The organism is Vibrio sp. L3-7 (genome assembly GCF_963898195.1).
In the GTDB taxonomy this organism is placed as follows: domain Bacteria; phylum Pseudomonadota; class Gammaproteobacteria; order Enterobacterales; family Vibrionaceae; genus Vibrio; species Vibrio echinoideorum.
In genome coordinates this window covers 75,218-88,723 of sequence record NZ_CAWQUW010000073.1, presented here as the reverse complement: position 1 = coordinate 88,723, position 13,506 = coordinate 75,218, and the positions used below count along the sequence as shown (strand labels likewise).

Below are 13,506 nucleotides of genomic sequence, written 5' to 3'. Positions count from 1 at the left end.
AATGACAGTTGCCACAAAGTTACCTCTTTTACTTCAACAATTAGAACGACAAATGCGCCAGTGTTCTTTATGGAGCAGTTCTCCTCCATCGGAAGAAGCGTTGGCGAGCGTTGAACCTTTTGCTATTGATTTGTTACCACCTGAAGAGTGGTTGCAGTGGATCTTTATCGTTAAGATCAACGCAATGATGGATGCGCAAATGAATTTACCAAAAGGTTTTGCTATCTATCCTTATTTTAGTGAAGTGTGGAAAAATGAGGCAGACAAAGCCGAATTGCTAGTGACAATTCAGAGCATTGATGAGGTATGTGCGTAATGCTAGAGATCATTTATCAAGATGAATATTTTGTCGCAGTGAACAAGCCTGCGGGCATGTTGGTCCATCGCTCATGGTTGGATAAACATGAGACACAATTTGTGATGCAAACACTGCGTGACCAAATTGGTCAGCACGTATTTCCACTGCACCGTTTAGATCGCCCAACATCCGGTGTATTGGTGTTTGCGCTTTCGAGTGAGGTAGCCTCTGAGGTGATGCCAATGTTCGCGAACCATGAGATGCAAAAAACATATCATGCGATTGTTCGTGGCTGGATAGAAGAGGGTGACGCTTTAGATTACGCACTCAAGGTAGAGCTAGATAAGATTGCAGACAAATTTGCAAAAGAAGATAAAGAACCACAAGAAGCGGTAACCGTTTACGAGCCGCTAGCAAAAGTAGAAGTGCCATACTCAACGGGCCGTTTTCCTACCAGTCGCTACTGTTTGGTTGAGATGATGCCAAAGACAGGGCGAAAACATCAATTACGTCGCCATATGGCACACCTAAGACACCCTATCGTTGGTGATACTTCACATGGTGACGGCAAACACAATCGACTGTTCCGTGATGATTTAGACTCGCACCGTCTGTTATTGCACGCCTCTGAGCTGCGCTTCATCCACCCCTTTACAAAAAAAGAGTTAGTGATGAAGGCTAATCTAGATGAAACGTGGTTAAGATTATTTGAAACCTTTGAGTGGAATATCGACTTACTTAATGCTGAATTCCGTTGTTCCAAGTAAGAGATCAAAATAGAAAATAGAAAATAGAACAAAAAACAAAGGGCTGATAGTGATATCAGCCCTTTTTTGATTTCTGTGCAATTTGAATGAAATAGCTAGAATTTAATAGCGATTTCGTTTATCGCAGGATCATTTAAGCTTTGCTAGATCCGCTTCGATCTCGGAGATCTTGCTCGAAACCACTTTCTCTAAGTGGCGCAAGTCGGTGAGGATCTTCTGCTTCACATCCACCTCAGTGGTTGGCGTAGGTTTGGTGATCTTATTTAGTTCATCAATCACAAGAGTGAGGTTGCGGTTTATCTCAGTCACTTCTTTGTATTGATTATTGCCACCACTAACAAGCACACTTTTCACTTGTCGCGGGTACTTGAACTTGACGCTTTTCGCGAACAATTCGCCTTTCTGTTTACGAAAGTAAATCTTGAGAATATCTTTATGTGCTTCTTGGCGAAGGGAGTAACGTTCAATCTGTTTAGGTTCGTGGATACCTAAGCCAGTGAGGTTTGGATACATAAGCGACCTCTAGTTTATGAATGTAATACTTTTATGTAATTGACTTAATCAATGTAGCAGCCTAATCACGAGCTAGATAGTTGATATATGGGAATTGATTGTAAGTTGTGGGCAAGATCGCTCTCTATCTTTACCCACACTTACTCGGCTATTAAACCTGTTATCTAAGGTCAAACTTATTTTCTAGATCTGAATGTATTTCCCTGATCTAAATTGATTTCTATCGCCAAATCCGTTTTCTAGGGCGCGAGTTCAGAAACATGCTCAGTTAACCTTTCTCTTAACGCTTGTTCCTGTTCCTCTGAAAGCCTTCCTCCAGCTTCACTGGTTAGAATAAATAAATCTTCTGCACGTTCACCTATGGTGGTGATTTTCGCACCATGTAAATTAATGTCCAATTCAGCAAAGGTCGCACCTACTTGAGCCAGCAGCCCCGGTGTGTCGAGCGCTCTTAACTCCATCAAGGTGCGTTTTTTACTCTTGGTTGGTAGAAATTCAACCAAAGTCTTCACTTTGAAATGCTGTAAGTTACGAGGTGTGCGACGTGTTTTTATCTTAGTTGGGCGACCATCGGCTAGAACATGGGTCAGGTGTTTGGCGACGGCTTTATGCCTTGCTTCATCAATCGCTTTACCATGTTGGTCTAGAACAATAAAAGTATCCAAAACATGTCCGTCTTTACTGACCATCACCTGCGCATCATGAACGTTAAAGTTACGTCGATCGAGTTCGGCAACCACAGTCGCGAACAGTGCGGCTTGGTCTTTACAGTAAACAAAGACTTCAGTACCACCACGAGTGGCTTTCTTACTGATCAGTACTAAAGGTTGGCTTGGGTCTTCTAAGCGAAGCAGATGTTCACAATGCCAAGCAATTTGCTTGTGTGTATGACGTAAGAAGTAGTCGGCTTTGAAACGCTGCCAAAGCACTTCAATTTCACGCGCAGTGAAGCCTTCTTTACGTAGCAATGCTGAGGCCATTTGTTGGTTGTGGCGAATACGGTCTCTTACATCGACCGGGTTTTCTAAACCACGGCGCAGTGCTCTTTGTGTTGAATGAAACAATTCAGCCAACAAAGTGCGCTTCCAGCTGTTCCATAGTTCAGGGTTGGTTGCACAAATGTCTGCAACGGTTAGGCAAACGAGCAGCTCCAACGACTCTTCATCGCGAACTTTCTTGGCGAATTCGGTGATCACTTCTGGATCATGGATATCACGGCGCTGAGCGGTAACAGACATTAACAGGTGATTTTGTACCAACCATGATACTTGTTTGGCTTCTGGTTTCGATAATCCATGCTCAATACAGAAAGAGTAAGCCTCGACAGCGCCAATTTCTGAGTGGTCTCCACCACGGCCTTTACCGATGTCATGAAAGATAGCCGCAAGAATCAGTAATTCTTTCTTCTGAACGCGTGGATACACTTCACAACAAATAGGGTGTTTGTCGTGGTTTTCTATTTGGCCGAAACGGTTAATATGCTTGAGAAGACGAATACTGTGCTCATCAACGGTGTAAGCGTGGAAAAGGTCAAATTGCATCTGACCAACAATTTGGCTCCACTGTGGCAAATACGCTGAGAGCACGCCTAACTTGTGCATCAAGCTAAAGGCTTTGTGCAGAGCATTCGGGTGGCGAACCAGTGCCATGAATTTGTCACGTGCTTCAGGGATGGTATGCAGGAAGCGGTTTAATCGGCGACGTGCCGTTCGCAACTGTCGTAATGTTGGAGGGCTGACCCCTTCGATTGAAGAGTCATTCGCGATATGGATAAACATATCAAGAATTGTTTCCGGCCTTGCTTGGAATAGGGCGGGCTTACGGGCTTCGATCAGTGAACCTCGACGCTGGAAGTCGTTATCGAGAATTTCTGCTTCTTGCGTCTCACCGCCATTGATGATCGCTTGATCAAACAATTTAAGCAGCATCTTATTGAGCTCTGCTACGCGACGAAGTGTTCGGTAGAATTCCTTCATCATCATTTCAACGCCACGGTTTCCTTCACCGGTATAACCTAGATGTTCAGCGACTTGAGCTTGGTGTGCGAACGTTAAACGGTTGTCGTAACGGCGCAGTTCAATATGCAATGCAAAGCGAACACGCCATAGGAAATCTTGGCATTCAACTAACTCACGATACTCGGCATCGGTAAGAAAGCCGTACTTACTCATCTCTAGCAAAGATGTCGCACCGAAGTGTCGACGTGCTACCCAGCTTAACGTGTGGATGTCTCGTAAGCCGCCAGGGGTTGATTTGATATCAGGTTCTAGATTGTAAGTGGTGTCGTGGTAGCGAGCATGACGCTCTCTTTGTTCTTGAATCTTAGCTTTGTAGAAGGTCTCACTTGGCCAAAATGAATCAGAATGGATCTTTAGCTTAAGTTCTTGAAAGGTGTCTTCGCTGCCACACAGTAAGCGTGACTCTTGCAGGTTAGTGGCAACGGTTAAATCATCGGTGCCGATATCAAGACACTCTGCAATTGTACGCACGGCGTGACCAACTTCGAGTTTCAAGTCCCAAAGTAGGGTAATGAATTGACTGACCTTTTCGCCTAGTGCTGGTGGTAGTGTTTTTTGCGAGACGATTAAGATATCAATGTCAGATAGAGGATGAAGCTCACCTCGACCATAACCACCTACCGCGACAAGGGCAATATGAGGCAGTTTGTTGAATCCTAAGTGCTCCCATAATCGATTGAGAAGTAAGTCCATGTATTCGGACCGCAGCAGTACCAGGTCGGTAACTGGGTGATGATTCAGAAATTCACTTTTTTGATACTGCGTGAAAATTTCGAGCTGATTTTTTAATTCGCAGATTTCAATTTGTTCGTCATTGAACGTAAGAGGGCATTGATAAGGCATAGTCTGCTATCCGTGCAAGCAAATGAGAATAGTAAACAATTTAACAGATGCTGATGGAAAATCGAAATTGAGCAGATAAAAAAATATCCTCGACAATGCGAGGATATTTTTAAAAGGCTGATGCGTTCAGTTTGATGAACTAAGCGTTCTTCATGATACGTGGAATAGTATCATTGCTGCGCAGGGTTAGTACTTCACAACCAGTATCGGTAACAACCAATGTGTGTTCCCATTGTGCAGAGTTCTTGCTGTCTGCTGTGTATACTGTCCAGCTATCTTCGTCATCTAGACGACAGCCAAACTTACCAGCGTTGATCATTGGCTCAATAGTGAAACACATTCCCGATTTAAGCACTGTGCGGTCGTTGTTCTTGTAGTGAACGACTTGTGGATCTTCGTGGAACTCAGAACCAATGCCGTGGCCACAGTAATCTTTTACAATCGAGAACTTAGCGCGTGGGTTGTTCTTGTTGTTTGTCTTGATGTACTTCTCGATAGCAGTACCGATCTGACCAAGTTGAACCCCAGGCTTAACTTGACGCATACCTTCGTAAAGTGCTTCTTGAGCAACCATACATAGACGCTTATTTGCAGGTGAAACTTCACCAACAAGGAACATCTTAGAAGTGTCACCGTGGTAACCTTGTGGGCGAACGCTTAGGTCTGCGTTTTCGTCATCAGGAACAATCACAGTGATATCAACATTCAGAATGTCGCCGTCTTTTAGTACTGCAGGTTTAAATTGACCTGTGCTGCCAGTCTCATCTTGTGATGCTGGAATACCATGACACACGATGTGGTTGATAGACGTACAGATTGACTTAGGGAAACCGTGGTAATCAAGTGGTGCTGAGTATGCGCCTCTTTCTAGAGCGTACTCGTGACAGATTTTGTTCAGTTCTTCTGTCGTTGTACCTACTTGGATGTGAGGTTCAATCATCTCTAGAATTTCAGAAGCCAGCTTGCCGGCAACGCGCATTTTTTCAATTTCTTCAGCAGTTTTAATTTTTACAGCCATTGCATATCTCTTAATTTGGTAGCACCTAAGTGTGCATATTGGGGCTATTCTATCAGTGCAGCATTTTAGCGCAACATTCCCATGTCCGCACAATATTGGTGGATACTGCTCAATCTGAGTAGATAATGTTCGGTTTAATGACGCAGACGCGATTTGAATAGGACACTATTTTATAGAGAAAATTCACCGTTAGGGATCAGTATAGCAGTCGCCATTTGTAGATTTTTTTCTAGCCATAGATAGACAAAATATGGTATAAAGCGCGCCGGACATCAGGACTGTTTTCTCCATTTGGCGAAACAAGCTTTGTGTCTACTAACTTATTTCTTTAAATCACACACATTCCGACACATGTTCCGGGGTGCCTCAACAACACAGATAACGGCTGAAAAGTGGTTAGTTGTTAGGGGTCGGATTCATGGGGAGTGTGGAGGCCTAACCCCATAGAGGATTTTAAAATGGCAACTGTATCAATGCGCGATATGCTTAAAGCTGGTGTTCACTTCGGTCACCAAACTCGTTACTGGAACCCAAAAATGAAGCCATTCATCTTTGGTGCTCGTAGCAAAGTTCATATCATCAACTTAGAAAAAACTGTACCAATGTTCAACGAAGCTCTAGCTGAAATTGCTAAAGTTGGCGAGAAGAAAGGTAAAGTTCTTTTTGTTGGTACTAAGCGTGCTGCATCTGAAGCTGTTAAAGAAGCTGCTATCAACAGCAACCAGTTCTACGTTAACAACCGCTGGTTAGGCGGTATGCTAACGAACTACAAAACTGTTCGTCAGTCTATCAAGCGTCTGAAAGAACTTGAAGCGCAAGCTCAAGACGGTACTTTCGACAAGCTTACTAAGAAAGAAGCTCTAATGCGTACTCGCGAAATGGAGAAGCTAGAGAAATCTCTTGGTGGTATCAAGAACATGGGCGGCCTACCTGACGCTCTATTCGTAATCGATGCTGATCACGAACACATCGCAGTTAAAGAAGCTAACAACCTAGGTATCCCAGTTTACGCTGTAGTTGATACTAACTCTAACCCAGACGGCATTGACTTCATCATTCCTGGTAATGACGATGCAATCCGTGCAGTACAGCTTTACCTTAACGCTGCTGCTGACGCGGTTAAAGAAGGCCGTAACAAAGACGTTGTTATCGCTGCTGCTGCTGAAAAAGACGGTTTCGTAGAAGCTGAATAATAGCGGCTCTGAGCCATATTTAGTTCATATTCAGGTGTCATATTGATATTTGAAGCAAGCTAAATACAGTCAATATCAGGGGCCATTTAATGAGGCCCCTGTTTTTTATCTTTTTTAGAATTAACTGAGGAATAGAGAATGGCAACTGTAACTGCAGCTCTAGTTAAAGAACTTCGTGAACGCACAGCTGCGGGCATGATGGAATGTAAAAAAGCGCTTGTTGCTGCTGAAGGCGACATCGAGCTAGCAATTGAAAATATGCGTAAATCTGGCGCAGCGAAAGCAGCTAAAAAAGCTGGTAACGTTGCTGCAGAAGGCACAATCGTTATTAAAGAAGACGCTGGCGTTGCTGCTCTTCTTGAAGTTAATTGCCAAACTGATTTCGTAGCTAAAGATGCAGGTTTCCTTGCGTTCGCTAACGAAGTTGCTGAAGCTGCTCTAGCAGAGCGTTTAGATATCGTTGCACTTCAAGCTAAGTTTGAAGACGCACGTATTGCGCTAGTAACTAAAATCGGTGAAAACATCAGCATCCGCCGCGTTGAGCTAATCGAAGGTGTTGCACTTGCTTCTTACCGTCACGGCGAGAAAATCGGTGTTGTTGTTGCTGGTGAAGGCGAAGCTGAAACGCTTAAGCACATCGCTATGCACGTTGCTGCTTCTAAGCCTGAGTACGTTAACCCATCTGACGTACCTGCTGACGTAGTAGAAAAAGAAAAAGCTGTTCAAGTTGAAATCGCTATGAACGAAGGCAAGCCTCAAGAGATCGCTGAGAAAATGGTTATCGGCCGTATGAAGAAATTCACGGGCGAAGTATCTCTTACTGGTCAAGCTTTCATCATGGAACCTAAGAAAACTGTTGCTGACATTCTTAAAGAAAAAGGCGCATCAGTTACTACCTTCGTTCGTTTAGAAGTTGGTGAAGGTATCGAGAAAGCTGCTGAAATGAGCTTCGCAGACGAAGTTGCAGCGGTACAACAAGGTTAATCCTTAGCGTATTGATTGAAAAAAGACCGTGGCAAATGCTGCGGTCTTTTTATGAATAGTGAATTATTTTTGGCTTTAGCTGTTATGAATGCGAACTGAACTAATCAGTTTTTATCCATGACTGTTAATCATCAACTCTTTGGAAGGTAAACTCCATGACTACGAACCCTAAACCGGCGTATCAACGTATTCTGTTAAAACTTAGCGGCGAAGCACTACAAGGCGAAGAAGGTTTTGGTATTGACGCGACGGTCCTTGATCGTATGGCTCAAGAAGTAAAAGAATTGGTTGAACTAGGTGTTCAAGTAGGTGTTGTTATCGGTGGCGGTAACCTTTTCCGCGGTGCAGGTCTTGCTGAAGCAGGCATGAACCGCGTTGTTGGTGACCACATGGGTATGCTTGCAACGGTAATGAATGGCCTTGCAATGCGTGACGCTCTACACCGTGCTTACGTAAACGCACGTGTAATGTCAGCAATCCCTCTTAAAGGTGTGTGTGACGACTACAACTGGGCAGATGCAATCAGCCAACTACGTCAAGGTCGCGTTGTGATCTTCTCTGCTGGTACTGGTAACCCATTCTTTACGACGGATTCTGCTGCATGTCTACGTGGTATCGAAATCGAAGCTGACGTAGTTCTAAAAGCGACAAAAGTAGATGGTGTATTTACTGCAGACCCAGTAGCAAACCCAGACGCAGAGCTGTATGATACTTTGTCTTACAACACAATTCTTGAGAAAGAATTGAAAGTAATGGACTTGGCTGCATTTACGCTAGCACGTGATCACAAAATGCCAATCCGCGTATTTAACATGAATAAGCCAGGCGCATTGCGTCGCGTGGTTATGGGTGAAACTGAAGGTACATTAATCAGCGACGCTGACTAATTTTTCGGGCTTACTGAGGCTTCGTGCTTTGGTAAGCTTATCCTTATCACTCCAAATAAAAAGCTTTCTTGAAGAAAGAACATAATCAAGGTGAAATTGTGATTAACGAAATCAAAAAAGACGCTCAAGAGCGCATGGTAAAAAGTGTTGATGCACTAAAAAACAGCCTACAAAAGATTCGTACAGGCCGTGCTCACCCGAGCCTACTTTCTGGTCTTACTGTTGAGTACTACGGTGCGCCAACGCCTTTGACTCAAGTAGCTAACGTTATCGCTGAAGACGCGCGTACACTAGCAATTACAGTGTTTGACAAAACACTGACTCCTCTAGTTGAAAAAGCAATCATGACGTCTGACCTAGGTCTAAACCCAATGTCTGCTGGTACGGTTATCCGCGTTCCACTTCCACCGCTAACGGAAGAGCGTCGTAAAGACCTAGTTAAAATCGTTCGTGGCGAAGCTGAAGGTGGCCGTGTTGCTATCCGTAACATCCGTCGTGACGCGAATGGCGATCTAAAAGCGCTTCTTAAAGATAAAGAAATTTCAGAAGACGAAGATCGTAAAGCACAAGATGAAATTCAAAAGCTGACTGACACTGCGGTTAAGAACGTAGATGAAGTTTTAGCAGTTAAAGAAAAAGAGTTGATGGAAGTTTAATTTTCCATATTCTTTTCTTTCCGGAAAAACGCTGTACTCACTGTTCAGCGTTTTTTTATGCTACTCTGTTCGACTATTAGAATTTGATTCACTCTTTTATGCATAATTCTCAAGCGTTCACAGACTCTCTTCCTAAACACATTGCTATCATTATGGATGGTAATGGTCGCTGGGCAAAAGCTCAGGGCAAGCCTCGCGTATTTGGCCATAAAAACGGTGTTCAAGCCGTCCGAAAAACCATCTCTTCTGCAGCCAGACTTGGCATTAAAGCCGTGACACTTTTTGCGTTTAGTAGTGAGAACTGGCGTCGTCCTGAAGAAGAAGTCGGTATCTTGATGGAACTGTTTATTTCAGTCCTTTCGAGTGAAGTAAAAAAACTTCATAAAAATAATCTACAGCTTCGTGTTATTGGTGACAAAAGTCGTTTTAATGATCGACTACAAAAGAAGATAGAAGAAGCGGAAGCTTTAACTCGCACCAATACCGGTATGGTTATTAATATTGCGGCTAACTACGGCGGCAAGTGGGATATTCAGCAAGCAATGACCTCGATTGCTCAACAGGTAAAGTCTGGTGATATTAATGTAGAAGACATTGATGAAGCTATGATTACACAACACCTGACTATGGCAGATATCCCTGAAGTCGACCTATTGATCCGCACTAGTGGTGAGTGTCGCATTAGTAACTTTATGCTTTGGCAGTTGGCTTACGCCGAAATGTATTTCACTGAACAATTCTGGCCAGACTTTAATGAAGACAGCTTAGTAGAAGCTGTGACTTGGTTTGTAAATCGTGAGCGTCGTTTTGGATGCACCGGTGAGCAAATTAAAGCTCTGATGGACAGTTAATAAGGATTTCTTGGTTTGAAACAACGAATTATTACGGCGTTGATTTTGGCTCCCCTAGTTATTCTAGGTATTTTTGAGTTATCACTTCCCACGTTTATTCTTTCATTGGCGGTAATCACTCTGCTCGGTTTTTGGGAGTGGACTCAGTTTATTGAAAGTAAATCGCGTTATTTGGCATTGATTCCAACGGTTGTGGTCAGTGCTGCAAGCTTTGCTGTTATCCCTTTTGATGCATTTAGTCTTAATAACCTATCTAGCGTTCACTATGCCATTCTGAGCATCGGTTCAATTTGGTGGGTTATCGCAAGTGGTATGGCTGTGACTTATCCTAAGTCGATGCCAGCATGGAAAGACTCTTCTATTCTTCGTCACGCATTTGGCGTTCTGACTCTGCTACCATTTTTCTGGAGTGTCGTTATTCTGCGTGCTAATGGTATCGATGCTGATCCTTACCATGGTGCAAAGCTCGTAATGTTTGTTTGCTTGCTAGTATGGGCTGCAGATAGCGGTGCATATTTCTCAGGTAAGAGCTTTGGTAAGCGTAAAATGGCGCCAGCGGTAAGCCCCAATAAGACGATTGAAGGTCTCATTGGCGGAATTATTACTGCGGTGATCGTGGCTTGGATCTTTGCTGACTTGTTTGATATCCAATTTACAAGTCCTCTTCACATGATTGTTATTACTCTTGTGACCGTCGTTATCTCTGTTCTTGGAGACCTTGTTGAAAGCATGTTTAAGCGTGTTTCTGGGGTGAAAGACAGTAGTAATCTGATTCCTGGTCATGGTGGTATACTTGATAGAATAGATAGCTTAACGGCTGCATTCCCTGTCTTTGCTCTGCTTTATTTAGCATTCTAATAAAAAGGGCAGTGATTCTGCCCTTTATTACATTTCTACGGTCATATGTGATGCGAAATCTAACTATCCTTGGCGCTACCGGCTCAATTGGTGCAAGTACACTAAAAGTCGTTGAGCAAAACCCAGCTTTATATTCAGTCTTTGCACTGGCTGCGGGTTCAAATGTTGAAAAGATGCTGGCGTTAGTTGAAAAGTGGCGACCGAATTATGTTGCTATGGCATGCCCAGATGCGGCGTCCCAACTGGCTGAAGTGTTGTCAGTTAATTACCCAGACATTCAGGTGCTTTCAGGTTCTGAAGGTATGTGTCAGGTCGCTTCTCTAAAAGAAGTTGATACGGTAATGGCTGCTATTGTTGGTGCTGCCGGTTTACTTCCAACGATGTCAGCGGTTAAGGCTGGTAAGCGTATTTTGCTTGCGAACAAAGAAGCCTTGGTGATGTCTGGGCAGTTGTTTATTGATGCTGTAGAAAAGTACGGTGCTGAGCTACTTCCTGTTGACAGTGAACACAATGCTATCTTTCAATGCCTGCCTAAAAACGTACAAACTAATTTAGGCCGTTGTGAGCTTGAAGCGAACGGTATTAACCATATTCTTTTGACTGGCTCTGGCGGTCCTTTTCGCTATAGCGACGTTGCAGAACTTGATTCAGTGACCCCTGAGCGTGCCATTGCTCATCCTAATTGGTCTATGGGTCCTAAAATCTCGGTCGACTCAGCAACAATGATGAATAAAGGCCTAGAGTATATTGAAGCGAAATGGTTGTTCAATGCTTCTGAAGAACAGTTAAAAGTTATTATTCATCCTCAATCTGTTATTCATTCAATGGTGCAGTACAAGGATGGCTCCGTGCTTGCTCAAATGGGCGAGCCTGATATGGCGACGCCAATTGCGCTGACCATGTCTTACCCTGAGCGTATTGAAGCGGGTGTTAAGCCTCTGGATTTCACTAAAGTAGGTGAACTTACCTTTTTGGAACCAGACTTTAGCCGTTACCCATGTTTAAGATTAGCGATTGAGGCATGCTACCTAGGTCAGCATGCAACCACTGCAATTAACGCTGCAAACGAAATTGCAGTCGATGCTTTCTTGAATAATCGAGTGAAGTTTACCGATATTGCTGTCATTAACGAACATGTTATGAGCAAAGTATGTGAACAACATAACTCTGAGGGCCTAGATAGCTTGGAAAGCCTTCTCGAGCTAGATAATATGTCACGTCAAATAGCCATTCAATTTATTAAAGAGCAGCTAACATGAGTGGAATCCTGTGGAACTTCGCATCTTTTATTGTAGCGCTTGGCATTCTGGTCGCTGTTCATGAGTTTGGACACTTCTGGGTTGCTCGTCGTTGTGGTGTGAAAGTTGAAAAATTCTCGATTGGTTTTGGTAAATCAATCTGGAGCAAAATTGGTCGTGATGGCACGGAATATAGTCTGTCAATGATTCCACTGGGCGGCTACGTTAAAATGCTCGATGGTCGTGTTGACGATATCACTGAAGAACAGCAACAATATGCTTTTGACAAGAAGCCGTTGTGGAAACGAACGGCGATTGTAGGTGCTGGCCCAGCATTTAACTTTATCTTTGCCGTCTTTGCATATTGGTTGGTGTTTTTGATTGGTGTACCGGCGGTCAAGCCCGTTATTGGTGAAGTCACTCCGCAATCTATTGCTGCACAAGCCGGAATTGAAAGTGGGATGGAACTTAAATCTGTTTCAGGAATCAAAACCGCAGATTGGGAATCCGTTAATATGGGTTTGATATCACATATTGGTGACCAATCCATGACAGTAACGGTTTCTTCTCAAGACGATATCGGCTTTGAACAAAAAATGACGTTGGATATTTCAGACTGGTCGTTTAATCCAGAAACTGAATCTGCAATGACAACGCTTGGTTTTAGGCCTTACTCTCCAGAGATATCGACAGTGCTTGCTCAAGTGATTGACGACGGTGCTGCATACTCTGCAGGGCTAGAAGCTGGCGATAAAATTATTGAGATTAATGGTCAGTCCATTGAACAGTGGCTTTCGGTTGTTGAGTTAATTCGTGCAAACCCGGAGACATCATTAGACCTAGTCGTCTTACGAAATGGTCTTGAACAGTCCTTGGTGATGACGCCAAAAAGTCGAGAGCTTTCTGATGGTTCTACAATTGGCTACGCGGGTATTGCTCCAGAAGTCGCAGAATGGCCAGAAGACTATCGCTTTGAGTTACAATTTGGTGTAATTGAGTCTGTAGGAAAAGCATTTGATAAAACAGGTCAAATCATTGGTTTGACGCTGACAATGCTTAAAAAGCTCATCGTTGGTGATGTAGGCTTAAATAACTTGAGTGGCCCTATTTCAATAGCGAAAGGCGCAGGTACAACCGCTGATTACGGTCTGGTTTACTTCTTAGGCTTTTTGGCTCTGATTAGTGTTAACTTAGGTATTATTAATTTGGTTCCGCTGCCTATGCTTGATGGCGGACATTTGCTCTTTTTCGCTATTGAAGCTGTTACTCGCAAACCTGTCCCTGAGAAAATTCAGGAGATTGGATATAGAGTGGGAGGGGCAATCCTCTTCTCTTTGATGGCTCTGGCAATATTTAATGATTTTACTCGTCTGTAAATGGTT

General features: G+C 43.5%; 13 protein-coding genes. 10 read left to right on the top strand and 3 right to left on the bottom strand.

Annotated features, from left to right (window positions below; translation table 11 throughout):
• Position 1: 1 nt before the first annotated feature.
• The gene (locus AACW75_RS24730; protein WP_135456047.1) at positions 2–316 is read left to right on the top strand and encodes a YqcC family protein; all 315 of its coding nucleotides are present in this window, start codon (positions 2–4) and stop codon (positions 314–316) included.
• Positions 316–1,065 carry a tRNA pseudouridine(65) synthase TruC gene (gene truC, locus AACW75_RS24725; RefSeq protein WP_145571537.1) on the top strand — a complete coding sequence of 250 codons (750 nt, stop codon included), beginning with the start codon at positions 316–318 and terminating at the stop codon, positions 1,063–1,065. The genes AACW75_RS24730 and truC overlap by 1 nt, the downstream gene beginning before the upstream one ends.
• A 129-nt stretch (positions 1,066–1,194) precedes the next feature.
• On the opposite strand, the gene AACW75_RS24720 is transcribed toward truC, so the two are convergent.
• The 3 genes from AACW75_RS24720 to map form a co-directional block, all read right to left on the bottom strand.
• Positions 1,195–1,578: a DUF3461 family protein gene (locus tag AACW75_RS24720; RefSeq protein ID WP_017072674.1), complete on the bottom strand. Its 384-nt coding sequence runs from the start codon at positions 1,576–1,578 to the stop codon at positions 1,195–1,197.
• 239 nt (positions 1,579–1,817) lie between these two features.
• Entirely contained in the window at positions 1,818–4,439 is a 2,622-nt protein-coding gene (gene glnD, locus AACW75_RS24715) for a bifunctional uridylyltransferase/uridylyl-removing protein GlnD (RefSeq protein ID WP_102553642.1), read from the bottom strand.
• 139 nt (positions 4,440–4,578) lie between these two features.
• On the bottom strand, positions 4,579–5,457 hold the full coding sequence (map, locus tag AACW75_RS24710) for a type I methionyl aminopeptidase (RefSeq protein WP_145571539.1): 879 nt from the start codon (positions 5,455–5,457) through the stop codon (positions 4,579–4,581).
• Between the two features lie 458 nt (positions 5,458–5,915).
• On the opposite strand from map, the gene rpsB reads away from it, so the two are divergent.
• From rpsB to rseP, 8 genes are all read left to right on the top strand, one after another.
• Positions 5,916–6,650: a 30S ribosomal protein S2 gene (rpsB, locus tag AACW75_RS24705; RefSeq protein WP_004734351.1), complete on the top strand. Its 735-nt coding sequence runs from the start codon at positions 5,916–5,918 to the stop codon at positions 6,648–6,650.
• Positions 6,651–6,788: 138 nt separating this feature from the next.
• The gene (gene tsf, locus AACW75_RS24700) at positions 6,789–7,634 is read left to right on the top strand and encodes a translation elongation factor Ts (protein ID WP_017072670.1); all 846 of its coding nucleotides are present in this window, start codon (positions 6,789–6,791) and stop codon (positions 7,632–7,634) included.
• A gap of 155 nt (positions 7,635–7,789) precedes the next feature.
• Entirely contained in the window at positions 7,790–8,521 is a 732-nt protein-coding gene (pyrH, locus tag AACW75_RS24695; protein ID WP_017072669.1) for a UMP kinase, read from the top strand.
• A gap of 98 nt (positions 8,522–8,619) precedes the next feature.
• Positions 8,620–9,177: a ribosome recycling factor gene (frr, locus tag AACW75_RS24690; protein ID WP_029224715.1), complete on the top strand. Its 558-nt coding sequence runs from the start codon at positions 8,620–8,622 to the stop codon at positions 9,175–9,177.
• Positions 9,178–9,275: 98 nt separating this feature from the next.
• Entirely contained in the window at positions 9,276–10,028 is a 753-nt protein-coding gene (locus AACW75_RS24685) for an isoprenyl transferase (RefSeq protein WP_029224714.1), read from the top strand.
• 15 nt (positions 10,029–10,043) lie between these two features.
• Complete coding sequence (locus AACW75_RS24680; protein WP_102553640.1) at positions 10,044–10,886, top strand: phosphatidate cytidylyltransferase; 843 nt, start codon at positions 10,044–10,046, stop codon at positions 10,884–10,886.
• Positions 10,887–10,936: 50 nt separating this feature from the next.
• Entirely contained in the window at positions 10,937–12,145 is a 1,209-nt protein-coding gene (ispC, locus tag AACW75_RS24675; protein WP_145571541.1) for a 1-deoxy-D-xylulose-5-phosphate reductoisomerase, read from the top strand.
• The gene (gene rseP, locus AACW75_RS24670; protein WP_017072664.1) at positions 12,142–13,500 is read left to right on the top strand and encodes a sigma E protease regulator RseP; all 1,359 of its coding nucleotides are present in this window, start codon (positions 12,142–12,144) and stop codon (positions 13,498–13,500) included. The genes ispC and rseP overlap by 4 nt, the downstream gene beginning before the upstream one ends.
• Positions 13,501–13,506 lie beyond the last annotated feature (6 nt).

Bases quoted from the DNA above. Each gene is read 5' to 3' on its own strand.
- map (WP_145571539.1), bottom strand. From the start codon at position 5,457: ATGGCTGTAAAAATTAAAACTGCTGAAGAAATTGAAAAAATGCGCGTT.
- ispC (WP_145571541.1), top strand. From the start codon at position 10,937: ATGCGAAATCTAACTATCCTTGGCGCTACCGGCTCAATTGGTGCAAGT.
- rseP (WP_017072664.1), top strand. From the start codon at position 12,142: ATGAGTGGAATCCTGTGGAACTTCGCATCTTTTATTGTAGCGCTTGGC.
- AACW75_RS24730 (WP_135456047.1), top strand. From the start codon at position 2: ATGACAGTTGCCACAAAGTTACCTCTTTTACTTCAACAATTAGAACGA.
- glnD (WP_102553642.1), bottom strand. From the start codon at position 4,439: ATGCCTTATCAATGCCCTCTTACGTTCAATGACGAACAAATTGAAATC.
- tsf (WP_017072670.1), top strand. From the start codon at position 6,789: ATGGCAACTGTAACTGCAGCTCTAGTTAAAGAACTTCGTGAACGCACA.
- truC (WP_145571537.1), top strand. From the start codon at position 316: ATGCTAGAGATCATTTATCAAGATGAATATTTTGTCGCAGTGAACAAG.
- pyrH (WP_017072669.1), top strand. From the start codon at position 7,790: ATGACTACGAACCCTAAACCGGCGTATCAACGTATTCTGTTAAAACTT.
- rpsB (WP_004734351.1), top strand. From the start codon at position 5,916: ATGGCAACTGTATCAATGCGCGATATGCTTAAAGCTGGTGTTCACTTC.
- AACW75_RS24720 (WP_017072674.1), bottom strand. From the start codon at position 1,578: ATGTATCCAAACCTCACTGGCTTAGGTATCCACGAACCTAAACAGATT.
- AACW75_RS24685 (WP_029224714.1), top strand. From the start codon at position 9,276: ATGCATAATTCTCAAGCGTTCACAGACTCTCTTCCTAAACACATTGCT.